Genomic DNA, 26,008 nt, shown 5'->3' with positions numbered 1-26,008 from the left:
CCCCGAATCAGCAGCGCACCACGCCGCAAGCGCGGCGTGCTGCGCAGCATCCAGGGAATGTCCAGCCGCAAGCACGGTTGCCGCGTCGCGCCTGCGCTGGTACCAACGCGCCCCATGGCCGAAAAATCCAAAAAAGCCCAAAAACTCCGCGCCCGCCTGCCGCGCGGGCTGGCCGATCGCGGGCCGGCCGAGATCGCCGCGACCCGGGCGATGGTCGAGAAAATCCGCGAGGTCTATGAGCGCTACGGGTTTGAGCCGGTGGAAACCCCGGCGATGGAATTCACCGACGCGCTCGGCAAATTCCTGCCCGACCAGGACCGGCCCAACGAGGGCGTGTTCTCCTTCCAGGACGATGACGAGCAGTGGATCAGCCTGCGCTACGATCTGACCGCGCCGCTGGCGCGCTACGTCGCGGAAAATTTCGATTCACTGCCGAAGCCGTACCGCAGCTACCGCGCCGGCTACGTCTATCGCAACGAGAAGCCGGGCCCGGGACGCTTCAGGCAGTTCATGCAGTTCGACGCCGATACGGTGGGCTCAGCTTCGCCCGCAGCCGATGCCGAGATGTGCATGATGGCGGCGGATACGATGGAAGCGCTGGGCATCCCGCGCGGCAGCTATGTGGTGAAGGTGAACAACCGCAAGGTGCTCGATGGGGTGATGGAGAGCATCGGGCTTGGCGGTGAGGAGAATGCGGGACGACGGCTGACGGTGCTCCGGGCGATCGATAAACTGGATCGGTTGGGTGAGCGCGGGGTGGACGAGTTACTTGGTGAAGGCCGCAAAGATGAAAGCGGAGATTTTACCAAAGGAGCAGGACTAGAAGAATCTCAGATCTCGAAGATCGAAGCCTTCATGAATGCGCGGACAAATGTGCAATCTCCGACTTTTGCATACGCGGGCAGTCAAGACGTATTGAAAAGGCTTGTCGACGATCCGGACAGGAAGGAGAGCGAATACGGTATCGCTCTCAAGATATCGGATTGGCTCCGTACAACATTTCAGGATTCCGCGCGTGCCATCGAGGGCCTGGACGAGTTGGTTGAGATTGCTCGTCTGGTGGATGCCGCGGGCTATGGAAATCGAATCATCGTCGATCCTTCCGTTGTGCGCGGCCTCGAATATTACACTGGCCCGGTCTACGAGGTCGAACTCACGCTCGAAACCAAAGACGAAAAGGGCCGTCCGGTCCGCTTCGGCTCGGTCGGCGGCGGCGGGCGTTACGACGGGCTTGTGTCGCGCTTTCGCGGCGAGCCGGTGCCGGCCACCGGGTTTTCGATCGGCGTGTCGCGGCTGCAGGCGGCTCTCGAACATTTGAACAAGGATAAGCCGCAAGCCGTCGCCTTCGGCCCCGTCGTCGTCACCGTGTTCGACCGCGACCGCGTCGCCGACTATCAGAACATGGTCGCGGCGTTGCGCAACGCCGGTGTCCGCGCCGAGCTTTATCTCGGCAATCCCAAGAACATGGGCAACCAGCTCAAATATGCCGACCGGCGCCATTCGCCTTGCGTGATCATTCAGGGCTCGGACGAGAAGGACGATCCCGCTGGCCCGCAGATTCTGTTGAAGGATTTGATCCTCGGCGCCGAACTGGCGAAACTCGAAAAGGACCGCGAAGAATATCTGCAGAAGCAGGGCGAGGCCCAAACGAAAGTGCCCGAGGCTTCGCTGGTCGATGAAGTACGGAAGATTCTCGATAGACACGGAGTGAAGTGGAATTAGGCCTCATGGTGCGGAGGCGCCCTTGCGCCGTCTCGAACCATGGAGACAATAGCCATCCTTCGAGACGCGGCCCTTCGGGCCGCTCCTCAGGATGAGGACTGGGTCTGTAGCAAGCTGCAAAAGAAAAGGGAGAGACCACAATGCCAGAGATTACCATCAGCATGGCCGCCGGCCGCACCGATGACCAGAAGGCCGGCATGATGCGCGATATCACGCAGGCGCTGGTGAAGAACCTCGGCGTCGAGGCCGATGCGGTCGTGATCCAGATCAACGAGGCGCCGCTGGCTCACAAGATGAAGGGCGGCAAGACCTTCGTGGAGCGCGCCGCCGCGGCGAAGAAGTAGCTTCGCAATCGTCAAATTGGTGTTGTCATTCCGGGGCGCGCGAAGCGCGAGCCCGGAATCTCGAGATTCCGGGTTCGGTCGCTGCGCGCCCGCCCCGGAATGACGGAAGGACCCCCATGGATGCACGCGACGTCATCAAGGTCGGGATGAGTGCGGAGCGTACGCTGGTGGTGCCGCCCGAGCGCACCGTCGGGCATTTCGTCGCGCATATGCCGATGGTCTATGCGACGCCGATGATGATCCTGGAAATGGAGATGGCGTCCGGCGATGCCATCAACGCTTGTCTGGAGCCGGGCTGGATCACCGTCGGCACCGAGGTCGACATCCGTCACCTCGCGGCGACGCCGGTCGGCGCGCGGGTGCGGACCACCGCGCGGGTGATCGCGGTCGAACGCCGCGTCATCCGTTTCGAGGTCGAGGCCTTCGATGACACGCGGCGGATCGGCGAGGGCCGTCACGCCCGTGGGCTGGTCAATCTCGAAAGCTTTGCCAGGCGCCTCCGGGCGGGTTAATGCGAAGCCGCTCGCGTTGCCCTCATCCTGAGGAGCCCGCCGCAGGCGGGCGTCTCGAAGGATGGCTGCGAGCACCTGCGTTGCGTCCATCCTTCGAGACGCTTGCTTCGCAAGCTCCTCAGGATGAGGAGCGGAGCGAGGGTCCTAAAACCTACTTCGCCAGTTCTTTCGACCGCCGGGTCGCGGCGGCGACCGCGCGCGTCAGCAGGGACTGCATGCCGTCCGGCCCCATCAGCACTTCGAGCGCTGCCGCCGTGGTGCCGCCGGGCGAGGTCACGTTCTGGCGCAGCGTCGCGGAGGCCAATTCCGAGCGATGCAGCAATTCGCCGGAACCGGCGACGGTTTCGCGCGCCAGTTTGGTGGCGAGGTCAGGAGGCAGACCCGCTTCGACGCCGGCGTGCGCCAGTTCCTCGGCCAGCAGAAAGATATAGGCCGGCCCGGAACCGGAGACGGCGGTCACCGCGTCCATCAACTTCTCGTCATCGACCCATTCGACCGACCCGGTGGCGCGCAACAGCGCATCCGCGATCGCGCGCTGCGCGGCGCTGACGTTTTTCGCCGCCACCGCCACGGTGATGCCGCGGCCGATCGCCGCCGGCGTGTTGGGCATCGCGCGCACCACGCTGCCGCCGCAGACCACTTCGATCGAGGCGATGGTCGCGCCCGCCATGATCGAGACGATCAACGTTGTTGGTGCGGCGAAGGATTTCAGCGTCGCGCCGGCTTCGCGAAATGTCTGCGGCTTCAGCGCGACCACGAGTGTCGCGGTGTCGCCGATTTCCTTCGGCGACGGATTGAGACGGATACCTCTTGCCGTGAGCGCGCTGATCTCGCTCGCGGGCTGCGGCTCGATCACGACAACACGCCTGGCGTCGAGTCCCTGCGCCAGCCAGCCCGTCAGCATCGCACCGCCCATCTTCCCCGCGCCGGCGAGGACGATGGTGCCTTGGATGTCTTGTAGGCAGTTCGTGGTGCTCGATGATGCCACTGCAAAATACTCTCGTCGTCCCTGCCTAGTGCGCAATTGCGCACGGGAGCAGGGACCCATAAGCCCCAGCGTTTCTATTGAAAGGCAGGATAGGCCACAAGCATTTTACTTGAACTTCGGCATCACGCGGTATGGGTCCCGGCGTTCGCCGGGACGACGAGAAATTGTCATTGCCGGGCTTGAGCCGGCAATCCATTGCCTTCGCAAAGACTCTGCCTTCACAGGACTCTGTTGAAGATCGATGGATGCGCAACTGAAGATCGATGGATGCGCGGGTCAAGCCCGCGCATGACGATCGAGTGAGGACTTACGCCTCGCCCTCGGTGTCGAACATCGCCGCACTCATGGCTTCGGCGGCGCTCTTGCCGGCCCAGACCACGAACTGGAACGCCGGGTAATAACGTTCGCAGGCGTGGATGGCGCCGACCAGCATGCTTTCGCACTGCGCGGTCGACGCGGTGAGGCCGCCCGGCAGCACCAGCGCCTGCCGGTACATGATCATGCCGGTATGGGTCCAGATGTCGAAATGCCCGACCCACAATTGCTCGTTGATCGCGGCGATCAGCCGCTGCACCTCGGGCCGGCGCGCGGTCGGAATTTTCATGTCGAAGGCGCAGGCCAGATGCAGCGCCTCGATCTCGGTCATCCAGGTGAAGGAGAGCTGGTAATCGGTCCAGTCGCCCTTGGAGACGATCGTCACCTCGTCTTCGCCGGAGCGTTCGAACGACCAGTTGTTATCGGCGGCGATATCCTCGACCACCGCAAGCGGATTGTTCCGTGAATCGATAATGCCTTCGAGCAGGGACATGCCGTCTCGACCTTGCCTTTGCAAAATTCAGATACGATGGTGATACGCACGCAGCGAGCCGATACGCGCTGACATGACACGTCGCTGCCAACTGCAATCCCCGTTAGCCCGGGGCCTGCCGGGATCAAGTGATGTGATTTGCGGAATCCGCGCAACCGCACCAGGAGTCCATCCACAGGCAAACCGCGCCCATACACGGCTCGTCCACAGCTCTTCGCGCGCCATAATTATTAATACGAGAACAAACCGGAATCGGATTCGCCGGATGCGAGTCCGGCGCGCCGGTTTCGCGCGCCGCGCGCGCGACCCGGCTTGCCCCAATCGTTAATTTTCCGAACTCGCGACTTTGCCTCGAGCCGCCCCGGCGGCATGGGGACATGCTGATTCGCCATGCCCAGGCGCTTGCTGGGGCGGCCGCCATTCGTCATAATTCCCCGAGGTCGTCCATCCCGGGCGGCCGATGTTCTCAGGGCGGGGTGAAATTCCCCACCGGCGGTTAGGGTGACGAAACCCAAGCCCGCGAGCGCCTTGCTCCTCCGCGAGCAAGGGTCAGCAGATTCGGTGCGATCCCGAAGCCGACGGTTAAAGTCCGGATGAAAGAGAACGGTTGCGACAGCCGCATTCCGAGCGGCGCGTCGTTCCGTATGCCCTGATTCTGGTCCTGAAAGAGGAAAGCCATGAATCAGATGTTGCAGGACTCCGCCGATGCAAAAGACGCTTCCGCAGCGGAAGGCTCTCCCGGAACTGTCGATCGTCCGCCGGCCCCCGCACATCCTCGCTTCACAAAACCACAGCGGGTCGCTTTCGTGCAATCCGCATGGCATCCCGAGGTGATCGAGGAATGCCGCAGCGCATTCCTCGACGAAATCGAGGCGCGCAATATTGCGCGCGCGCATATCGACGTGTTCGAGGTGCCGGGTGCGTTCGAGATTCCGCTGCACGTGCAACTGCTGGCCAAGACCAGGCGCTACACCGCGATCGTCGCGGCGGGGCTTGTGGTCGACGACGAATATATCGCGGAGACCGTGATCAAGGCGTTGATGGATGTGCAGTTGCGCACCGAGGTGCCGGTATTTTCAGCGGTGCTGACGCCGCAGCAGTTCCACGAGACCGCCGCGCATGTCGAATTCTTCCGCAAGCACTTCGCCACCAAGGGCGTCGAGGTCGCGGAAGCCTGTGCCAACACGCTGCTCAGTCTGGAACGGCTGCGCGGCCAGGTCGCGGCCGGGATCGTCTAGGCGAAGGCAGCAGCACCGGCGCCGACGGAGAGAATTCCCCCACCCGTCGCGCTCTTCGAGCGCGCCGACCTCCCCCGCAAGCGGGAGAGGTAAGAAGACTCCGCACGCGAAGCAACCGACGGCCTTCCCCCTCTCCCGCTTGCGGGGGAGGGCCGGGGTGGGGGTGCCTCCGCATGCCCGAACTGTCGGGGATCATGCCGGTCTAAGATGTCGACCGACAATTGGGTTGAGTAGAGAGATCCCACCTTCCCCAACCCTCTTCCCGCAAGCGTGCGAAGAGGAATTGGTTCGCTCGATTGTCATTTCCGCCGACGCGCCTGTACACTCGGCGGCGGGAGGAGGCGCGCCCGTGGAGACGGGCGGCCGAGACGATCATGTTCGAAGGACACGATCCCTATCTCGTCGCGTTCTCGGTGGTGATCGCGATCCTGGGTGGTTACACCGGTTTCGGCCTCGCGGCCCGCATCCGCGGCGCGCCGGACGCGAGCCATCGCGTGCTGCTGTCCGGCGCCGCGGCGTTCCTCGCCGTCGGCATCTGGACCATGCATTTCGTCGGCATGCAGGCGGCGCCGATCCCGGCCGATACCGTCTATCTCATTCTTCCCACCATCGTGTCGTTCCTGATCTGCGCGCTGGTGGTCGGCGTTTCCCTGTTTTTCCTGAGCATCGGCGAACCGTCGCAGCGGCGCGTGATCTCTTCGGCGGTGCTGCTGGGGGCGGGCATCGCCAGCATGCATTATGTCGGCATTCACGGCCTCGCCGGCCATTTCGCCATCGAGCACGACACGCCGATGGTTTTGCTGTCGATTCTGATTGCGATCGTCGCGGCCTATGGCGGCTTGCGCGCGTTCCTGGCCCGGCAGGACGGCATCCGGCTGATCGCAAGCTCGATCGCATTCGGCATCGCGGTGTCCGGCATGCACTACACCGCGATGTACGGCATGCATTTCGTGCCGCTGTCGGCGACGACACATCACCACGCCGAAGGACTCGCCGCGTCGCAGCAAATCCTCTCGGTGGTGGTGGCGGTGCTCTGCTTCGTGATCGCGGCCGGCTTCCTGTTGTCGCTGGTGCCGGATCCACGCCGGCGGGCGGCGAGCGGGCCCGCGATCACAGTCGATCTGGTGACGCAGGCCGCCGCCGCGCCGGTTTCGGCTCCCGAACCGGGGCCGGCCGCCGCGTCATTTCAGCGGACGATATCGGCGCCGCTCGGCGGCCTCGGCCAGCCGCCCCGTCCGGCGCCGGCGCCCCGGCTGCCGGTCGAGGGTGCCGACGGCACCCATTTCATCGACTCGGCTGACGTGCGGAGCGTCCGGGCCGATGCCCATTATACCAGGGTCCACGACGGCACCCGCGAGCGGCTGTGCCCGTGGTCGATCTCGGAGGCCGAAGCCCAGCTCGATCCCGGACTGTTCGTCCGGGTGCACCGCAGCCACATCGTGGCGATTCCCCATGTCAGCTTCGTCCGCAAGGAGGGCGACGGCGCGGTGATCGAACTCGACGGCCCGTCGCCGCACCGCGTGCCCGTGAGCCGCGCCAAGATCGCCGAGGTCAAGGCCCGGCTCGGTCTCGCCGCCCGGCGCAATCATCACGCGTGAGGCTGGGTGCCCTGGTCCACGGAGCGCGAAGTTTCTTCACCTCGCCCCGCTTGCGCGGGGAAAGGTCGGCGCACCCGGATCGGCGTTTCACGCCGTCCGGGCACAGGCTCCGCGCCGGGTGAGGGGCTGCTTCGGCAAAATTCTCAGGCAGAAAATACCCGCGGTGAGTCCCCCTCACCCGAAATTCTCGCGATGCGAGAATTTCGACCTCTCCCCGCAAGCGGGGCGAGGTGAAGGTTGGCTGTGTCGATTAGGTCGCAAAGGCTGACGCATTTCGTGCGGGCGAAGCCGCATCTCGTGCGAATTTACTTCACCCGTGATCCTCATGCTGTCGCCGCCTTGCTTGCGAAAAATTCCGGGAACAGCCTGCCGCCGACGTCCGCACCGAGCGCGTTCTACGCGCTGCGAAAAAGTGCGGACGAATGGAGGAAAGCGATGATTCCCGGTCCATTCAGCTATCACCGGCCCGCGACTGTGGCCGATGCGGTCAAATTGCTCTCGACCCTGGGCGACGAAGCCCGCCCGCTGGCCGGCGGCCACAGCCTGGTACCGATGATGAAGCTGCGGCTCGCCACCCCGGAGCATCTGGTCGATCTGCACGGGATCGACGGGTTGAAAGGCATCCGCCGCGACGGCAATCGCATCGTGATCGGCGCGATGACCACCCAGCACGATTTGCTCGCCTCGGACGAGATCGCGAAATCGCTGCCGATCCTGCGCGAGACCGCGCTTTTGATCGCCGATCCGCAGGTGCGCTACATGGGCACGATCGGCGGCAATGTCGCCAATGGCGATCCCGGCAACGACATGCCGGCGCTGATGATGACGCTGGGCGCGAGCTATCGGCTCGAAGGGACATCAGGCGCGCGTGATATCGCGGCTTCCGAATTCTATCAGGGCGCCTATTTCACGGCCCTCGAGCCCGGCGAGATCCTGACCTCGATTTCCATTCCCGCGCCGGCGGCCGGTCACGGTTACGCCTATGAAAAATTGAAACGCAAGATCGGCGACTACGCCACCGCCGCGGCCGCCGTCGTGCTGACGATGTCAGGCGGCAAGGTCGCCGGTTGCGCGATCGGCCTCACCAACCTGCATGAAACGCCGCTGCTGGCCACGGATGCGGCCAAGGCCGTCATCGGCACCAGCCTCGACGAGGCCACACTGAAAAAGGCCGCGGCGGCGGCAGTAGCAATCATGTCGCCGGCCGCGGACGCGCGCGGGCCGGTGGAATACCGCAAGCATGTCGGCGGCATCATGGTGACGCGGGCGCTGACCCGCGCCGCTGCGCGCGCCAGCTAAAAGGACGATTGCATGTCGGCAACGGCTCCAGACCTCATCCTGAGGAGCGCGCGCCCTTCGCGCGCGCGTCTCGAAGGATGGCGGCTGGCGCTGTCGTCACCCGGCGCCATCCTTCGAGACGCGGCCAAGAGGCCGCTCCTCAGGATGAAGGCCGACATTTGAATCGATTGTTGAGGGAGGAATAAAAATGGCAAAGACCCATGTGACCATGAAGGTGAACGGCGCCGAGGTCGAAGGCCTCGTCGAACCGCGCACGCTGCTGGTGCATTTCATCCGCGAGAACCTGTCGCTCACCGGCACCCATATCGGCTGCGAGACCACCCATTGCGGCGCCTGCACCGTCGACCTCGACGGCATGTCGGTGAAAAGCTGCACCTTGTTCGCGGTGCAGGCAGAGGGTTCCGAGATCACCACCATCGAGGGCGTCGCCAACGCCGACGGTTCGCTGTCGGCGTTGCAGGAAGGTTTCCGGACGATGCACGGGCTGCAATGCGGCTTCTGCACCCCCGGCATGATTTTGCGCGCGCAACGGCTATTGAAGGAGAATCCTTCGCCGTCGGAGGAAGAAATCCGGATGGGCATCTCAGGCAATATCTGCCGCTGCACCGGCTACCAGAACATCGTCAGGGCGATCCAGTACGCTGCCGACAAGATCAATGGCGTCGAATTCAAGGAGGCCGCGGAATGAACGACATGACTCCCACGCGGGAACAACGCGAAGCCAAGCTCGAAGGCATGGGCTGCAAACGCAAGCGCGTCGAGGACGCCCGCTTCACCCAGGGCAAGGGCAATTATGTCGACGATCTGAAACTGCCGGGCATGCTGCACGGCGATTTCGTCCGCTCGCCGCATGCCCATGCGCGCGTCAAGTCGATCAATTCGGAAGAGGCGCTGAAGGTGCCGGGCGTGCTCGCGGTCATCACCGCAGAGACGCTGAAAACCGTCAACCTCGCCTGGATGCCGACCCTGGCCGGCGACGTGCAGATGGTGCTGGCCGACGGCAAGGTGCTGTTCCAGAACCAGGAAGTCGCCTTCGTCGTCGCCACCGACCGCTACGCCGCCGATGACGGCATCAACAAGGTCGTGGTCGAATACGAGCCCCTGCCGGTGGTGATCGATCCGTTCAAGGCGATGGACGCCGACGCCCCGGTGCTGCGCGAGGATCTCGCCGGCAAGACCACGGGCGCGCACGGCCCGCGCAAGCATCACAACCACATCTTCGAGTGGACCGTTGGCGACAAGGATCTCACCGACGCCGCGTTCAGGAAGGCGGACGTGACGATCAAGGAGATAATCTCCTATCACCGCACCCATCCGTCGCCGCTGGAAACCTGCCAGTGCGTGTGTTCATTCGACAAGATCAAGGGCGAGTTGACGATCTGGGGTACCTTCCAGGCGCCGCATGTGATCCGCACCGTGGTGGCGCTGATCGCCAAGATCCCGGAACACAAGATCCATGTGATCTCGCCCGATGTCGGCGGCGGTTTTGGCAACAAGGTCGGCGCCTATCCCGGTTATATCTGCGCCGCGGTGGCTTCGATCGTCACCGGCAAGCCGGTCAAATGGGTCGAGGATCGCATCGAGAACCTCACCGCGACGTCCTTTGCGCGCGACTACCACATGACGACCGAGATCGCCTCGACCAAAGAGGGCAAGGTCACCGGCTTGCGCGTCCATGTGCTGGCCGATCATGGCGCGTTCGACGCCTGCGCCGATCCGTCGAAATGGCCGGCCGGGTTCTTCAACATTGTCACCGGCTCCTATGACTTCCCGGTCGCACATCTGTCGGTCGACGGCATCTACACCAACAAGGCGCCGGGCGGCGTCGCCTATCGCTGCTCGTTCCGGGTGACGGAGGCGGCCTACTGCATCGAGCGCGGCATGGACATCCTCGCCCAGAAACTCGGCATGGACCCGGCCGAGTTGCGGCTGAAGAATTTTATCAGGCCGGAGCAATTCCCATATCACTCGGCGCTCGGCTGGGAATACGATTCCGGTGACTACCACACCGCGATGCGCAAGATGATGGAGACGGTCGACTATGCCGGCCTGCGCAAGGAGCAGGCGGCGCAGCGCGAAGCGTTCAAGCGCGGCGAGACCCGCGAGATCATGGGCCTCGGCGTGTCCTTCTTCACCGAGATCGTGGGCGCCGGGCCGTCGAAGAATTGCGACATCCTGGGCATCGCGATGTTCGATTCCTGCGAAATCCGCCTGCATCCGACCGGCGCCGGCATTGCCCGGGTGGGCACGAAAAGCACCGGCCAGGGTCACGAGACCACCTGGGCGCAGATCATCGCCACCGAGATCGGCATTCCCGCCGACGACATCATGGTCGAGGAGGGCAATACCGATACCGCGCCCTACGGGCTCGGCACCTACGGGTCGCGTTCGACGCCGGTGGCGGGCGCCGCGATCGCCATGGCCGCGCGCAAGATCAAGGCCAAGGCGCAGATGATCGCCGCCTACAAGCTTGAAGTGCACGAAGGCGATCTCGAATGGGATATCGACGGTTTCCGCGTCAAGGGCCTGCCGGAGAAATCCATGTCGATGAAGGACATCTGCTGGGCGGCCTACAATTCGGTGCCGCCGGGCATGGAGCCGGGGCTGGAGGCGGTGAGCTATTACGATCCGCCCAACATGACCTATCCGTTCGGCGCCTATATCTGCGTGATGGACATCGACGTCGATACCGGGGTCTCCAGGATCAGGCGGTTCTACGCGCTCGACGATTGCGGCACCCGCATCAACCCGATGATCATCGAGGGCCAGGTCCATGGCGGCCTGACCGAAGCGTTCGCGATCGCGATGGGCCAGGAGATCCGCTACGACGACGCCGGCAATGTGGTGACCGGTTCGTTCATGGATTTCTTCATGCCCACCGCCGTCGAGACGCCGCACTGGGAGACCGACTTCACGGTGACGCCGTCGCCGCACCACCCGATCGGCGCCAAGGGCGTCGGCGAGAGCCCGAATGTCGGCGGCGTGCCTGCGTTCTCCAACGCCGTCAACGACGCCTTCTCGTTCCTGGGGAGCACCCACATCCAAATGCCGCACGACTACTGGCGCAACTGGCGTGCGGCGAAGAATTTGGGAGTGTTCGCGTAGCGATGCGTCATTGCGAGGAGCGAAGCGACGAAGCAATCCAGCTTCCTTCGTCGCAGCAAAGCTGGATTGCTTCGCTCGCAATGACGAAATGGACGAGGTCCTTTTCTCCCCTCCCTCCACGCGCATCGCGCGTGGCGGGGAGGGGTCGGGGGTGGGGGGTGGCGCGGCATGCGCCGAAGCATCGGTCCCAGCCGATAGACCCCCCACCCCCGACCCCTCCCCACCGCTTCGCGGGGGGAGGGGAGAGGACGCACCTCATGGTGAGGAGCGCTTTGCACACCCCGCCGTCATTGCGAGCGCAGCGAAGCAATCCATGCCTCAAAGGAAAGAAAGAATGGATTGCTTCGTCGCTTCGCTCCTCGCAATGACGGGTAGGCAGTACCAATGAACAATCGCGAGGAGATCGCGCAGGCGTTGGCGGCTTGCGGTTATATCGCCGACGGCGAACTTGCGACCGCGATCTCGCTGATGCAGTTGCTCCGGCGCCCGCTGCTGCTGGAAGGCGAAGCGGGCGTCGGCAAGACCGAGGTGGCAAAAGCGCTGGCGACGGTGCACGCGACCGAGCTGATCCGGCTGCAGTGTTACGAGGGGCTCGATCAATCGGCCGCGCTCTATGAATGGAATTACCAGCGCCAGCTGCTGGCGATCCAGGCCCATCACGGCGCGCAGGCCGATACCATCGAGGATCAGATCTTCTCGGAAAAATACCTGCTGGAACGGCCGCTCTTGGCCGCGATCCGCCGCGACAAGCCGCCGGTGCTGCTGATCGACGAGATCGACCGCGCCGACGACGAGTTCGAAGCGTTCCTGCTCGAACTCTTGTCCGACTTCCAGGTCTCGATCCCCGAACTCGGCACGATCCGGGCCACCACGATCCCGCATGTGGTCCTGACCTCGAACGGCACCCGCGAACTGTCCGACGCTCTGCGCCGTCGCTGTCTCTATCACTATGTCGATTATCCCGATGTCGATCGCGAGGCCCGCATCATCATGGCGCGGATATCGGGCGCCGGCGCGTCACTGTCGCTGCAGATCGCGCGCATGGTCGAGAACATCCGGAAAGAGGAGCTGCGCAAGGTCCCCGGGGTCGCGGAGACGCTGGACTGGGCGGCGGCATTGGTCGGGCTCGACGTCCGCGACCTGCTCGAGGTCCCCGAGACGGTTCACGAGACCCTGATGTGCCTGCTCAAGACCCACGAGGACAAGTCGCGGGTGACGCGCGAGGTCACCGAACGCCTGCTGGGGAAGGTCGCATGAGCTGCTGCGGTCCCGATCCCGGATATGACGAGATCGACGAGGTCTCCCGCCTCGTCGCCGGCAAGCTTGCGGCGTTCCTGAGGACCTTGCGCGACAACGCCTTCACAGTCGGCCTGCATGAAGGCCGCGACGCCGCGGTGTTGATGGCGGCGGGCTATGCCGAAAAACCGGCGCTGTTGCGCACCGCGTTCAAGCATTTGTTCTCGGCGCGAAAATCCGACTGGGAGAAATTCGACGGGCTGTTCGACGCGTTCTGGCTCGGCAAGCGGGTGCGATCGCGATCCCTGACCACGGGCGCGGCGAAGGCGGCCAACAGTCCGTCGCTGAAGAGCCTGCAGGACAACAGGTCCGAGCGCGCCGGACGCGAAGCCGCCACCGACCAGATTCCATCGGCCGACGAAGCGCCGGAGCAGCGCGGCGGCGAGGGTCGCATGGAAGGCGCCTCGCGCGCCGACAATCTTGCGGAAATCGATTTCCGCAAGATGGCGGACCCCGATCAGATCGAGCAGGCGCATGCGGTGGCGGCGCAACTGGCCAAGACCATGCGCACCCGGCTGACCCGCCGCGACCTGGCGCGGCGGAGCGGCTACCGGCTCGATTTGCGCCGGACCATCCACGGCAATATCAGCCATGGCGGGGTGCCGATCAGCCTGGTCAAGCGGCAGCGCAAGGAGAAGCCGCTGCGTCTGGTGGTGCTGCTCGACGCCTCCGGCTCGATGAGCATGTACACCGGCGTATTCCTGCGATTTATCCACGGCGTGCTGGATGAGTTTCGGCAAGCCGAAGCGTTCCTGTTCCACACCCGGCTTGCTTACGTCTCCGACGCGATGAAGGAAAAGGATGCGGGCCGCGCGCTCGATCGTCTGTCGATCATGGCGCAGGGCGCCGGCGGCGGCACCAAAATCGGCGAGTCCTTGCAGACTTTCAATCGCTGGCACGCCGCGCGCGTGCTGCATTCGCGCTCCTGCGTGATAATCGTGTCCGACGGCTACGAGACCGGCGACGCCGCCTTACTGGGCCGCGAGATGGCGGCTTTGGCAAAGCGCTGCCGCCGCATCGTCTGGCTCAATCCGATGATGGCATGGCAGGGCTATGCGCCCGAAGCCGCCGGCATCAAGGCCGCATTGCCGCACGTCGATCTCTACGCGCCCGCCAATACGCTGAAAAGCCTGGCCGAGCTGGAGCCCTATCTGGCGAAGCTGTGAGAGGGATGATGAGATGAGATGGATCGAGTTGTTGCGGCAACGAAAGTGCGCCCCCTCTCCCGCTTGCGGGGGAGGGCAGGGGTGGGGGTGCCTCAGCGGTTCAACCGGCATGATTGTCGACACTTTGGACCGGCATGATCCCCGACAGTTTGGGTTGAGCGGCCTGTTCACCCGGGTCGCGGAGCCGCTCACGAAGCGGAGCGAACCGGGTGAACAGGCCGCGGCGATCGATGAGGCCGATGTCCAGATCGCAGAAGCGCACGATGTGGTCACCGGTCTGGAGCTCAGCAACGCCAACAAGTTCATCCACCAGCGCTTCACCGATGAATACAAACTCGCCTTTCCATTTGATCTCGCCGTTGCCGCGGACGCGACGGACCTGATGATCGGCGTCGTACCAGGGATCTTCCGCGCGCGGCGGCATGGTGCGCGGGGAGCGGCTGTAGAACTCTGCCGGCGGCCGTTGGTCCAGCGCTTCGTGCGGACGTTCCTCGTTGTAATGCTTTCGGAACATGTCAAAGCGGGCCTGCTGCTCGGGTGCGTTGCTGGCTGGCGGGACCGAGGTCTGTGCCTTCAGCGTGCGGTGCATGCGCTCGTGTCGGCCATTCTCCTGCGGCGAGGCGGGATGGATGAAGTGCGGTGTGATGCCGAGCTTCATCCACCAGGCCGACAGCCGGGTGAGACCGCCCGGGCCACGCGAGCCGAACGGCGAACCATTGTCGCAGCGGATCGCAAGCGGCAGGCCATGCTCACGGAAAGCCCGTTCAAAACAGGGGCGAACGCCCTCAATAGTGGGGGCGACAATGCGGAGTTCGATCAGAAAACGGCTGTGACTGTCTGCTACCGTCAAGGGATCGATCCGCCGCTGGTCGCGGGTGCGAAACCAGCCCTTGAAGTCCGTACTCCACTCATCATTGGCGCTCGTCACCGGCGTGCAGGGCCGCCGCTGGTCGAGCGGGCGACGGCGCCGCTTCACCGGCGAGACCAAGCCTGCGCGCTTGAGAATGTCCCCGATCGTCGAGGCGGCAGGCCAGGCGATCTCGGGGGCATCCCGATCAAGCACCGCCAACAGCTTGCGCGGCCCCAGATACGGAAATCGCCGCCGCGCCGCGATCACCTTCTCTGCAATCGCACCGTTCGTGGTCTGCCAACACTGCAAGGGCGCATGCGAGCGGTCCTGAAACCAGGCCGGATCGCCGCTCTCTTTCCGCTTGCGCCATTCGTAAAACGTGTCGCGGCAAATCCCGTAGCGCCGGCACACCTCCGATACGCTCCAGTTCCCGCTCTCGTACTCCAAAAACATCCGAATACGCTCTTCCATCCGACCGGTCTCTCTAAATGGCATCGAAGGGTCCTCCCTCCGGCGCATTCTGAAACCTGTCGGGAATCATCCCGGTCTAAAATGTCGGGAATCTATCCGGTCCGTACCAGCGAGCGCCGACGTTGGCGAAAGATTTCCCCCACCCGACACGCTCGGCTGCTGCCGAGCGTGTCGACCTCCCCCGCAAGCGGGAGAGGTGAAGTGAAGCCGTCGCAGGAGGCCCGCCCATGACAAAACATGTCGAAGTGATGGACCTGGTGGCCCGGCTCACGGCCGCCGAGGAAACTTTTGTGCTGGCTACCGTCGTGCGCACGGTGTCGGTGACCGCGGCCAAGGCCGGCGCCAAGGCGATCATCCGGCCTGACGGTACCATCGTCGCGGGATGGATCGGCGGAGGCTGCGCCCGCGGCGCGGTGCTCAAGGCGGCGCGCGACGCGCTGGCTGACGGCGAGCCGCGTATGGTCTCGGTGCAGCCGGAGAATCTTCTGGCCGAACTCGGCGTCAGGCCCGGCGAGAACCGCGACGGCGTGCGCTTCGCAGAGAACATGTGCCCGAGCAAGGGCACCATGGACGTGTTCGTCGAACCGGTGCTGCCGCATCCCTCGCTGGTCATTCTCGGCGTCAGCCCGGTCGCGCTGTCGCTGGCGGCACAGGCACGCCAGCTCGGTTATCACGTCACGGTCGCAGCGCCAGTGGCTGAGATCACCGACACGCCCGACGCCGACATGCTGATCGAGGGCTACACGCTCGGCAAGCTGCATGAGGCGAAACGCTTCGTCGTGGTCTCGACCCAAGGCAAGGGCGACGAAGCCGCACTGCGCGCGGCAGTATCGACCGAGGCCGCCTACCACGCCTTCGTCGGCAGCCGTCGCAAGATGGCGGCACTGCACGCAAAACTGATCGCCGAAGGCATCGACGCCTCAGCGCTCGACCGCGTCAAGGCGCCGGCCGGCCTCGACCTCGGCGCCATCACCCCCGAGGAAATCGCGATGTCGATTCTGGCGGAGATCACGGTGGAGCGGAGGCGCGGGCAGCGCGGGGCGGGGAAGCTGCAAGTCGCATAGCGGCAGTCATTGCGAGCCGACGGGTCGGCGCAAAGCGCCGCCCGATGACAAGCTCGCCGAAGCCATCCAGTTGATGCCTGGTTGGCGTCAATCGGAGACGCGCTCTTCGCTCAGCAGCAAAGCATGGATAACTCGCCACTTGTCGTGTCGCCTTGGCCGGAAATCCAAAAGAGGAGATCGCCTGTCCTGAAGCTCGCAAAAAAACTTTAATGTGTCTTTTGCAGTTGGCGCTGGTGGTTCAATAGACTCAGTCTGAAGCCAACGATCCCATTCCAGAAGAAGAAGGGATTTCCATTCGTACCGTTTCATTTTGCTGCGCGTCCTCGGCTCAAGAGGGGAGGCCCTTGAGAGCCTCCATGATCGCGCTGGTCATTCCGGGTGCTGGCTCTATTCGAGAGCCGTCGGATGTGACATTCAGAAGGCGCCCGGCTACCGCCGCGCCGATGAGCACCTTCAAAGCCCAATATGCTGGACAGGGCTTAATCGTTTCTAAACATACATACGTACATCGAGTTGTGAAGAGATAATCCCACCTGCGCCGGCAGCGATGGCCAGCAAGGGCGCGCCGAATAAAACGCAATTTAATGGTGCCGGCGGATCGCGAGCCTACATCGATTGCAAGCGCATCGGCGATCAATTGCATCTTCGATCCCTCCTGCAACGCCTCGAATGAGCGGTCGGGTGATGCGCCTGGGAAGCAACGGATTCGGGAGACAGGCAGATGTACGCTCAAAGAAAAGGCCAGCGCGCTTGGGTGCCTGTGACAGTGGCCCTATTTGTCGCCATCACAGGCCAGACTGTCGTCCTTTTCAACGATTTCGGCCCGAGTAACGATTCGCGGGCGAGCGCCAGCGCGAGGATGGTCACGGCCGAGGCGGTGTCCAGGGCCGGCGCCATCCAGATTCCTTCGCAGCCGCCCGCCCGTCCGCCGGTATCCTCGACACGGTTGGCATCAACTTTGCTTAGCGATACCAGCCGGGGTTAGGAGAAATCATGTTTGTGACGCTTGTGGCCGTGCTCTGTCATGTTTCGTCGGGATCTCCCGGCGCTTGTGTCGAAGAAATTGTCACCGACAGCTCAAAAAGCGAGATCTCCTTCCAGAGCTGCATGATCGAAGGCGAGATCGGCGTCGCAAAATGGATGTCCGAACATCCGATCTATCGAACCGACTGGACGCTCCAGCGCTTTAAATGCGCGGCCGGTCATTACACCCCGCACGTCAATTCCTGACCGCTGCCGGAGTTCGCAGCCCCCAGGGTCCGGGCTCTGCAGGGGCGTTGGCCGCATGTACTCCGTGGCGTAGTCTGGCGTATCGTCTACGCCATCACTCGGAGGAACAACGATGCAATTGCGGGTCTTTGGGCGCACGGGAATGCGGCTCTCGGTGCTGGGCTTCGGCTGCGGCGCCGTGGGCGGATTTATGGTGCGCGGCGATCCTGCCGAGCAGGAGCGCACCATCGCGCGGGCGATCGCCGCCGGCGTGAACTACTTCGACACAGCCGTGCAGTACGGCGATGGCGAATCCGAAAAGAACCTTGGCCGCGTTTTGCAAAAGCTCAAACCCGCCAACGTCGCCGTCGGCACCAAGGTCCGGGTGCCGCCCGGCGAGTTCGGACGCATTGCCGACGCCGTGACGCTGTCGCTCGAAGGCAGTCTGGCGCGACTGGGACTTGAGCGGGTCGACATCTTTCATCTGCACAATCCGGTTACCGAGACGGGAGGCGGACCGGCGCTGAGCGTCCGGCAGGTGCTCGGCGACGTGGTCCCGGCGTTCGAGCGCCTGCGCGCGCAGGGCAAGATTCGTTTCCTCGGGATGACGGCCATCGGCGACACGGCGGCACTGCGGCAAGTGATCGACGCGCGCGCCTTCGACAGTGCCCAAATCGTCTACAACATGCTCAATCCATCTGCATCGGAGCCATTGCCGCCAAACTATCCGGCACAGGATTATGGGCGATTGTTCGATTCGACCCAGGCCGCCGGCGTCGGCGTGGTGGGCATCCGCGTGCTGGCCGGCGGCGCATTGTCGGGCTCGACCGACCGTCACCCGATTGCGGGCCCGGCGCCCGAGCCGATCGGTTCGGCCATGAGCTACGACGCCGATGTCGATCGCGCCCGCCGGCTGATGCCGCTGGTCAGGGAGGGGTTCGCCGCCAGCCTGACCGAAGCCGCCACGCGGTTTGCGCTGTCGCATCCGGCTGTCGGCACGATCCTGGTCGGCATGGCGACGCCGCAGCAGTTCGAGGACGCGCTCGCCGCCGTCGAAAAAGGCCCGCTGCCGCCGGCGGCGCTCGACCGGCTGTCGGCATTGCGGCAGGCATTCTCCGGCGAACCACGATGATCGCCGGGGTTGCAGCATTGCGCGGGCCGCGCAGGGCATCAGCGTAGACCGCGGCCCAAGACCGTTGTGACGAGCCCGGTCGGTGCGCTAGCCTCGGCGGCAAAAGAAGCCGGGAGGAAAGCATGGGTCGGAAGATCGCTATCGTCGGAGCGGGTGCCGTCGGCGGGTATGCCGGCGCGCATATGGTGCAGGCGGGCGAGGACGTCACGTTCATCGATCCATGGCCCGAGCATGTCGAGCACATGAGGAAGCACGGCCTGCGCGTCACCCACGCCAGGGACGTCGCTGAGTTCTCCGTTCCGGTGCGCGCGCTTCACGTCACGGACGCGCAGCAGCTGGCCCGGGAGACGCCGGTCGACATCGCCTTCGTGTGCATGAAATCCTACGACACGGCCTGGGCCACCATGCTGATCCGGCAGTATCTGGCGCCGGACGGCTTCGTCGTGTCGCTGCAGAACTGCATGAACGAAGAGACCATTGCCGGCATCGTCGGCTGGGGCAAGACGCTCGGCTGCATCGCCAGCAGCATCACGGTCAACCTGCCCGAGCCGGGCCACATCCATCGCGGCGCCGGCAAGGGCGGAGCGGCGCACACCGTGTTTCGCACCGGAGAAGTGCACGGCCGCATCACGCAACGGGCGGAAGAAATCCGCCGCCTGGTCGGCTACGCCGACAGCGCCAAGGTAACCGGCAATCTGTGGGGCGAGCGCTGGTCGAAACTGGTCGCCAACGCCATGGGCAACGGGCTTTCCGCCTGCACCGGCCTGCCCGGCGGCGAGATGCTGCAGAGCGAGCCGATCCGCCGCTTCTCCACCCGGCTCGGCAGCGAGGCGATCCGCGTTGGACAGGCGCACGGCTATCAGCTGGAGGAGATTTTGCATCTGCCGCCCGAGACGATCGCGCGGGCGGGCGAGGGCGACGAGGCGGCGATGCGCGCCTGCGACGCGCAGCGCTTTGAGGACGGCAAGCGCACCTCCTCCGCGCAGCGTCCCTCGATGGGCCAGGACATGCAGAAAGGCCGGCGCACCGAGATCGAATTCCTCAACGGCTTCGTGGTGCGCGAAGGCGAGAAGGTCGGCCTCGCCTGCAGCGCCAATGCGGTGTTGACGGACCTCGTCACGCGCGTGGAACGTGGCGAGCTGAACCCGGATCCGCGGCACATCACGGAGCTGCGGCTGAACTGAGCGCCGGATAGCTGCCGTCTGAACATTGCAGTGTAATTCAAAAAATTTCTTATTTGTGGCAAAGAAATATTTGGAAACAAATCAGACGCGCCGCGTTTATCAGGCCCATCGTGTTTATCGATTTGACCCCGATTGCTTTGTCTTGCGCGCTCCGCTGCTGATCTCATCGACCTCCGCTCAAGCGGTGCGGATGTGCGCGAGCGTCGTTGGGCCGCGATGTTCTGCGACCATTGACAGCGCCTGCATCGCGGCCGGTTCCGCCGCCTGCCGCCGCCATATCTTCACAGGGGCGGCACACAAACCTCAAAATTCCGGAGCAACGTTTGGCATCTCACCAACATGGGAGCCAATCATGGGTGTAAAATTCATTCCGGACGGCTACCACACTGTCACGCCGTATTTGACGGTTCGCAACGCCCCCAAGGTTATCGAATTCCTGATGCAGGCGTTCGGGGCCAAGCTGTCGCACGACGCCATCAAGCGGCCGGACGGGTCGATCATGCACGCGCAGGTCACTATCGGTGATTCCCACGTCATGATTGCCGAGGAAAACGAAATGGCGAAGGCGACGGTTTCGACTCTCTACATCTACGTTCCGGACGTCGACAGCGTGTACCAGCAAGCGATCAAGGCCGGCGGCAGCAATGTCATGGAGCCGATGGACATGTTCTACGGCGACCGCGGCGGCGGTGTCAGGGATCCCTCGGGCAATAGCTGGTTCATCGCGACCCACAAGGAAGACGTTGAGCCGAAGGAACTGGCAAAACGGGCCGAGGCCTTCCACAAGCAGCAAAAGGGCAAAGCGGCCTAGGGTTGCGATCTATTTTTGAGGTGGCCGATGTGATGTCGGCTACCTCGGCTCCGCTGCGCGTCGCATGATGGGTCGCCGCCATGGATACGGGCGAAGCTGGGCTTCGGGCTCGGTGTCCTGTTTCACGATTGCGAGTTTCCGAATTGAGACAGCGCTCCGCTTTGGGTACCGGTCTATCTCGCGCCTGTGGCCTAGTTTGAATTCGGAAGCTGCAGGTCGGCGTCTATCAGTGGCTGAGAGTACGGCACGCTCCCGCCGCATCCATGCTGTGCTCGGCGCGCCACAGCGGGATGCAGAAAGCCACAATCCACAGCCGTGAGAAGCTGCGGCCAAGACAGAATCATCACTCAAGAGTTAAATTCGGCTGGGTAAGGTCTGAGTTCATGTCGTCGGGGAAGAATATGAGACAAGCATTGCTTCTCAATCCGTTTAGTCCCAATCCGGAGCCCGCACAGCCCGCACAGCCCGCACAGTTCGCCAAGCGGCTGGCGGTACGGTCGACACCCGTATGCTCCAGTTGCCACTCGGATGATATCGTCTCTCATGCCGTTGCTCAGTGGAGCAATGAATCGCAGGAATGGCAATTGGCCAGCACCTTCCGCCAACCAGCCCACTGCAACGGCTGTAACGGACCGTGCGACATTGTGTGGCTGCCGCTCAACTGAGGGGGATGGACTAAGGCGGCTCGACAACCCTGACGTCGTACAACCGCTTCAGCCGCTCGGTGATGATGTCGCAAAAATTCTGTAGATCGACCTTATTGGGAACGGGGCCGGCGTCGACGCCAAACGCGAGCAAAGAATTCCACGGGTTAAGACCATAGACGGTTACGCTGACACCCCGTTCTGGCCAGCCGTCCACCTTGCTCAAATCCTGGCGGATCATCGCCGCCAGTTCCTCGGCAGTCTTCTTTTCTTTTGCCGGAGCCGGTCGCGCCAGGCCATAGGGCTCCTCCGTTTCCGACGTGGTCGGAACGTCTGCAGGAGTGCCTTTCGTACCGCGGGAACCCATCGGTAGCCCTTCGGTTTCGCCTTCAGCCCCAGCTCTACAAGCTGCCGTCCTGAAGTCTTCCTCTCCGCTTATCGCGGCGCAAGCTGAAATTATAGTCTCGCTGCGCTGCACCCAACGCGGTGCCCAGCGCGGAGAGCGGGGCGGGAAGATGAGAGAGCGCGTACCGCCCGAGAGGGCCTGCGTCACCGATCTCGATGCCACTCAATAGGCGTGTGCCGCAATCGCCGTCTGGTCATTTCGACGCGCAAAGCCTCGGCATATTGCCTTACGGAAGTGCCGATCATGAATTTGCGCTTGTAACTCCGGTCAGCTTCGACCTCTCTGCGGATGGCGTCATAAAACCGCAAAATGCTTTCGTCTCTCAGCTTCTCGATTGCCATGCGAACAGACTCCCCCGAAACAGCATTATAAAATCCCCAGCAAGCACGACCGCGCTCACGGCAATGAAAAGACCGCTGGAAAAATGTCCAGCGGTCGCCGGGCTCAAAATCTATTGAATCTGAAAATAACTCGCTCGGCCCCGGTATTTCGAGATTATCTAAAGCTTGCCTCCGTTGTGGAGTCCAAGGTTCTGTTCCATGCGAGAAACAAAATGTTTGTTGCAATCCAGACACACAACCACGCGCGCACTTGCACCTGTGTGCCTGCCTTGGGTTTCGCGTCCTATTCCGTATCGCGCGATGCGGCTTGCGCGGTCGGCGAGCGTCTTCGATCGGCCATCTCGACGATACATTCGATGTCGGAATTCCGCCGCCGATCAAGATCACCGTCAGCATCGGGGTGTCGGAGTTTGGGCGCGATGGAGATACGCTCGACTCGTTTGGGTGTCGCCGATCAGCGGCTCTACCGCGCGAAACGTGAAGGTCGTAATTGCGTGATCGCCGTGTAGGCCGTAGCCGGGATTGTTGCGCCGGAGATGTCCGTTGAATTTCTGCGGGCAGGCACGTCTCCTCCTGTCACTTTTGAGATCTTTGCAACTTTTGAGATTTGCCGACGGACATCGCGCAATGTCTGTTTGATGAAGCAGATACGGAAGTAGCCGCCCGACTATTAGAGCGGCGTTTTGACCCGCCGTGGTCGCCGCCAATCCCGCCCGATTAACTTGTCCCAAACTGGCAATATGATATCGTGCCAGCAGCAAGTTTGCTTTCGGAAGTTGTGTGGCCCTAACACTGCCATTTGCAGTTTATGGAGACCCAGTCCGAGCCATGGCCGAAATTCGGGATTTCAAAACGGGCCGGAGCGGTGAGCCTCCACGCGATTCAATGCCGCGTCGTCTGGCTGCGATTGTCGCTGCCGATATTGCCGGCTACAGCCGCTTGATGGAACTTGATGAAGAAGGAACGCATAATCGCGTGAAGCGGATCGAGCGCGATCTCATCGAGCCCAGCATTGCAGAAAACCACGGAAAGCTCGTCAAGACCACCGGCGACGGTTTTATCGCAATCTTTGACAGTCCCGTCGAGGCCGTGCGCTGCGCCATCGTCATCCAGCAAAACATGGTCGGACGCAACACCTCGCTGCCGAGGCATCACTGGATCGAATATCGGATTGGTGTCAATCTTGGCGATGTCATCATCGAGCCAGACGACGTTTACGGTGACGGCGTCAATGTGGCTTCACGCCTCGAGGGTATTGCCGATCCCGGCCAGGTTTACATCTCTGGCGGCATTTACGAGCAGATAAAACACAAACTGGTTTGCGGATACGAGTCGCTTGGCGATCGCAAGGTCAAGAACATCACCGATCCGGTGAGGGTCTATCGGGTGCTTCCCGATCCGGCGGCCTTCCAAAGGACCAGGAAGCGGCGCGAGAATGTTCTGATTTTTTTGCTGAGCCTTACGCTGCTGGTCATCGCTGGCGGCGTCCTCTGGTACCTGCTGCTGCAACCGCGTGGCAAAGTGGGGAACCAGACGTCAGCTTCGGTCTCGCCTCCGACGGCGATACCGACCGCGCCCCCGTTGCCCGGCCCTGCCATCACACCGGCAACGCGGCAACCTCAGCCTGCTCCCGCCGTAGCGCCAATTCCGCAGCAAGCGGCGCCTGCGCCGGCGCCTACGCCGGCTCCTTCGGTGGCACCCACGCCGGCTCCTTCGGTCGCAACAACCACCCAACAATCAGCGCAGCCCGCAGCACCGCCGGCGTCGGGGCTCCATGAGCCCGAGATGACCACGATCCGGGGCGGCAGTTTCACGATGGGGAGCAATGACGACGTCACCGAGAAGCCAACGCACCAGGTCACGATCAAGCCGTTTGCCATCAGTCGGTATCCCATCTCCGTGCGCGAATGGAACGCGTGCGCTGCTGCGAAGGCGTGTGCGTTCGTGGCAAGCGGCAAGGATGATGCGCCCGTCACGAACGTAAGCTGGACTGACGCCAAGCAGTATGTCGCGTGGCTCGCGGACGCGACGCGCAAGCCATACCGGCTGCCAAGCGAGGCCGAATGGGAGTATGCCGCGCGCGGAGGCACGCAAACAAAGTACTGGTGGGGTGATCAGCTTCAATCCGGCATGGCCAATTGCAAGAATTGCAATGACGTCGCACTCGCCGAGCAACCGATCAAGGTCGGCAGCTTCAGGCCAAACCCGTTCGGACTGTATGATATGGGTGGCGGCGTCGATCAGTGGGCCGAGGACTGCTGGCACAAAAATTACCACGGCGCTCCGGCGGACGGTTCGGCGTGGCTCGAGGGCGAATGCGGCTCACACGTCATCCGGTCCGGTTCGTGGAGGAATGACGCGCAGTATGTCCGGCCATCAAACCGTGACAGCTACGACACCAACGTGCGATATCCGACCCATGGATTCCGCATCGCACTGTCTCCCCCATGAACGCCAGGAGATGTTGAGTCATGAAGGTCACCCGCCTCATCGCGTTGTCCGCGGTCCTGACTTGTCTGTCATTTGCTGCCTATGCCCAGGGAAGGCCCGCGCCAAAGGATGCCCAGCTTTATTTCGTGTGGCCGCAGAACGGCGCGACGATCAAAGGCGGGTTTTGGTGCCGCTTCGGTCTGCGCAACATGGGAGTAACCCATGCCGGCGATAACTATCAAAACAGCGGCCATCACCATTTGCTGGTTGATGTGAATGAACCGATCGATCCCAAGGAACCGATTCCACAAGACAAGTCACATCTTCATTTTGGAGCTGGTCAAACCGAGGCGCGTATTGAACTGCCACCCGGCAAACATACGCTTCAACTCGTGCTGGGCGACGCAAGTCACTATCCGTTCAACCCGCCGGTGGTTTCGGACAAGATTACCATCAGGATCAAGTAGAATTGGTTTGATTGTTTCTTATTCAGATTCAAGCCGGCCATAATCATAAAGTTTTGCGCATTTTGGCACCCACGTTCACCAGCCGTCGCATCGCAAATTCGACCTGCTTGTCCCGACCGGCATCGACTTGACGTCAAGCCCAGCCTGAGCGCTTTTGCGTCCTTAAATTGGCCCGCGGATACCGGGCGCGTATGCTCTGAGTTACGGAATTGCCGGTCACTATTGCTCACCTGAAGTCGAGTGAAGACCGAGCGAAATTGCTCACGTCCCCCGCAACGCAAGTCGGGGAGGTTGCACGTTGATCGGGAACAATACTTTGGAGACGCCGTTGAGTAGTTAGCTACGCGACAAATAATGCCATTCGGCATCAACGGAGAAATCCCATGGAATTGCTTCTGATTATCGTTGTACTGGTGCTCTTGTTCGGTGGTGGCGGATACTGGGGTCGCAGTCGAGGTCATTGGTGAGGAACTGACTCTTTCGCGTGCTCTGCGGTGTTATCGAATTCCTGTCTAGTCACGGGACATTCACCGCAAGCCGCAATTCCTGAACCGATCGCGATTGGCTGCGGAGAACGCCGAGCGCGATAGGACCGGTCACCGCGCCGGCGACGAGGCCGTCGCGTACACACGGATACTTGCCAGCCCGCCTGACGGGCAAATCAGTGCTCGACCGCGTCCGCGATGTGTCCAGCCCCTTTTGAAAAAATATTCTGGTTTTCCGAAGACCCAAATCGCTTGTATATCCGCCGCTGTCCTGTCCCAACAGAGGGGCGTTGCGCAACGTCACCAACGCGGGGCTTGGATGCGGTGGACGCGGGCTGTGCTTCTGACGAGGGCGCGCCTTGCGGACGGCGAAGTCGTGTGGTCCTGACGCCTCGACGCAGGCGTCAAGCTGGCGGAGTTTTTCGCCAGTGACGGTGT

The 26,008-nt window shown here is 62.9% G+C and carries 22 protein-coding genes and 1 riboswitch; of the genes, 18 read left to right on the top strand and 4 right to left on the bottom strand.

Annotated features, from left to right (window positions below):
- Positions 1 to 114 precede the first annotated feature (114 nt).
- From hisS to B5527_RS32430, 3 genes are all read left to right on the top strand, one after another.
- Positions 115 to 1,722 (top strand): histidine--tRNA ligase, encoded by a 1,608-nt coding sequence (gene hisS / locus B5527_RS32440; protein WP_079605131.1) that lies wholly within the window; start codon positions 115 to 117, stop codon positions 1,720 to 1,722.
- Positions 1,723 to 1,862: 140 nt separating this feature from the next.
- Positions 1,863 to 2,066 (top strand): tautomerase family protein, encoded by a 204-nt coding sequence (locus tag B5527_RS32435; RefSeq protein WP_079605130.1) that lies wholly within the window; start codon positions 1,863 to 1,865, stop codon positions 2,064 to 2,066.
- 116 nt (positions 2,067 to 2,182) lie between these two features.
- Positions 2,183 to 2,578 carry a thioesterase family protein gene (locus B5527_RS32430; RefSeq protein WP_079605129.1) on the top strand — a complete coding sequence of 132 codons (396 nt, stop codon included), beginning with the start codon at positions 2,183 to 2,185 and terminating at the stop codon, positions 2,576 to 2,578.
- Between the two features lie 151 nt (positions 2,579 to 2,729).
- Here B5527_RS32430 and proC read toward each other — a convergent pair whose 3' ends face one another.
- On the bottom strand, positions 2,730 to 3,566 hold the full coding sequence (gene proC / locus B5527_RS32425; protein ID WP_276329287.1) for a pyrroline-5-carboxylate reductase: 837 nt from the start codon (positions 3,564 to 3,566) through the stop codon (positions 2,730 to 2,732).
- A 307-nt stretch (positions 3,567 to 3,873) separates the two neighbouring features.
- Positions 3,874 to 4,374, bottom strand: a complete 501-nt coding sequence (locus tag B5527_RS32420; protein ID WP_079605127.1) for a YbjN domain-containing protein — start codon at positions 4,372 to 4,374, stop codon at positions 3,874 to 3,876.
- 458 nt (positions 4,375 to 4,832) lie between these two features.
- Positions 4,833 to 4,983, top strand: a riboswitch (FMN riboswitch).
- A 68-nt stretch (positions 4,984 to 5,051) separates the two neighbouring features.
- Between B5527_RS32420 and B5527_RS32410 the strand changes: the two genes are divergently transcribed.
- From B5527_RS32410 to B5527_RS32375, 7 genes are all read left to right on the top strand, one after another.
- Positions 5,052 to 5,612 carry a 6,7-dimethyl-8-ribityllumazine synthase gene (locus B5527_RS32410; protein WP_079605125.1) on the top strand — a complete coding sequence of 187 codons (561 nt, stop codon included), beginning with the start codon at positions 5,052 to 5,054 and terminating at the stop codon, positions 5,610 to 5,612.
- A gap of 374 nt (positions 5,613 to 5,986) precedes the next feature.
- A complete protein-coding gene (locus B5527_RS32405) occupies positions 5,987 to 7,210 on the top strand; it encodes an MHYT domain-containing protein (RefSeq protein ID WP_079607681.1) in 1,224 nt (407 codons plus the stop codon).
- A 435-nt stretch (positions 7,211 to 7,645) separates the two neighbouring features.
- Positions 7,646 to 8,509, top strand: coding sequence for an FAD binding domain-containing protein (locus tag B5527_RS32400; protein WP_079607680.1), 864 nt, complete (start codon positions 7,646 to 7,648; stop codon positions 8,507 to 8,509).
- Between the two features lie 187 nt (positions 8,510 to 8,696).
- Positions 8,697 to 9,197: a (2Fe-2S)-binding protein gene (locus B5527_RS32395; protein WP_079605124.1), complete on the top strand. Its 501-nt coding sequence runs from the start codon at positions 8,697 to 8,699 to the stop codon at positions 9,195 to 9,197.
- Positions 9,194 to 11,614 (top strand): aerobic carbon-monoxide dehydrogenase large subunit, encoded by a 2,421-nt coding sequence (locus B5527_RS32390; protein ID WP_079605123.1) that lies wholly within the window; start codon positions 9,194 to 9,196, stop codon positions 11,612 to 11,614. The genes B5527_RS32395 and B5527_RS32390 overlap by 4 nt, the downstream gene beginning before the upstream one ends.
- A gap of 384 nt (positions 11,615 to 11,998) precedes the next feature.
- Positions 11,999 to 12,871, top strand: coding sequence for an AAA family ATPase (locus B5527_RS32380; RefSeq protein WP_079605121.1), 873 nt, complete (start codon positions 11,999 to 12,001; stop codon positions 12,869 to 12,871).
- Entirely contained in the window at positions 12,868 to 14,076 is a 1,209-nt protein-coding gene (locus B5527_RS32375; protein ID WP_079605120.1) for a vWA domain-containing protein, read from the top strand. Before B5527_RS32380 ends, B5527_RS32375 begins: the two co-directional genes overlap by 4 nt.
- A 100-nt stretch (positions 14,077 to 14,176) precedes the next feature.
- On the opposite strand, the gene B5527_RS32370 is transcribed toward B5527_RS32375, so the two are convergent.
- Positions 14,177 to 15,397: an integrase core domain-containing protein gene (locus tag B5527_RS32370; protein WP_245332352.1), complete on the bottom strand. Its 1,221-nt coding sequence runs from the start codon at positions 15,395 to 15,397 to the stop codon at positions 14,177 to 14,179.
- 227 nt (positions 15,398 to 15,624) lie between these two features.
- On the opposite strand from B5527_RS32370, the gene B5527_RS32365 reads away from it, so the two are divergent.
- From B5527_RS32365 to B5527_RS32345, 5 genes are all read left to right on the top strand, one after another.
- Positions 15,625 to 16,461 (top strand): XdhC family protein, encoded by an 837-nt coding sequence (locus tag B5527_RS32365; RefSeq protein WP_079605119.1) that lies wholly within the window; start codon positions 15,625 to 15,627, stop codon positions 16,459 to 16,461.
- Between the two features lie 993 nt (positions 16,462 to 17,454).
- The gene (locus tag B5527_RS32360; RefSeq protein WP_079605118.1) at positions 17,455 to 17,691 is read left to right on the top strand and encodes a hypothetical protein; all 237 of its coding nucleotides are present in this window, start codon (positions 17,455 to 17,457) and stop codon (positions 17,689 to 17,691) included.
- 112 nt (positions 17,692 to 17,803) lie between these two features.
- Positions 17,804 to 18,802 carry an aldo/keto reductase gene (locus B5527_RS32355; protein WP_079605117.1) on the top strand — a complete coding sequence of 333 codons (999 nt, stop codon included), beginning with the start codon at positions 17,804 to 17,806 and terminating at the stop codon, positions 18,800 to 18,802.
- A 122-nt stretch (positions 18,803 to 18,924) separates the two neighbouring features.
- Complete coding sequence (locus B5527_RS32350) at positions 18,925 to 19,986, top strand: ketopantoate reductase family protein (RefSeq protein ID WP_079605116.1); 1,062 nt, start codon at positions 18,925 to 18,927, stop codon at positions 19,984 to 19,986.
- A gap of 352 nt (positions 19,987 to 20,338) precedes the next feature.
- Positions 20,339 to 20,797: a VOC family protein gene (locus B5527_RS32345; protein WP_079605115.1), complete on the top strand. Its 459-nt coding sequence runs from the start codon at positions 20,339 to 20,341 to the stop codon at positions 20,795 to 20,797.
- Positions 20,798 to 21,472: 675 nt separating this feature from the next.
- Here B5527_RS32345 and B5527_RS44755 read toward each other — a convergent pair.
- Positions 21,473 to 21,808, bottom strand: coding sequence for a hypothetical protein (locus B5527_RS44755; RefSeq protein WP_154072639.1), 336 nt, complete (start codon positions 21,806 to 21,808; stop codon positions 21,473 to 21,475).
- A gap of 1,208 nt (positions 21,809 to 23,016) precedes the next feature.
- Between B5527_RS44755 and B5527_RS32330 the strand changes: the two genes are divergently transcribed.
- From B5527_RS32330 to B5527_RS47900, 3 genes are all read left to right on the top strand, one after another.
- Positions 23,017 to 24,639, top strand: a complete 1,623-nt coding sequence (locus tag B5527_RS32330; RefSeq protein ID WP_079605112.1) for an SUMF1/EgtB/PvdO family nonheme iron enzyme — start codon at positions 23,017 to 23,019, stop codon at positions 24,637 to 24,639.
- Between the two features lie 20 nt (positions 24,640 to 24,659).
- Positions 24,660 to 25,085, top strand: a complete 426-nt coding sequence (locus B5527_RS32325) for a DUF4399 domain-containing protein (RefSeq protein WP_079605111.1) — start codon at positions 24,660 to 24,662, stop codon at positions 25,083 to 25,085.
- Positions 25,086 to 25,468: 383 nt separating this feature from the next.
- Positions 25,469 to 25,552 (top strand): DUF3309 family protein, encoded by an 84-nt coding sequence (locus tag B5527_RS47900; protein WP_425305116.1) that lies wholly within the window; start codon positions 25,469 to 25,471, stop codon positions 25,550 to 25,552.
- Positions 25,553 to 26,008 lie beyond the last annotated feature (456 nt).

Origin of the sequence: Bradyrhizobium erythrophlei, from assembly GCF_900129425.1 — a bacterium.
Taxonomy (GTDB): Bacteria; Pseudomonadota; Alphaproteobacteria; order Rhizobiales; family Xanthobacteraceae; genus Bradyrhizobium; species Bradyrhizobium erythrophlei_C.
This window is presented reverse-complemented; position numbering and strand designations above follow the sequence as displayed.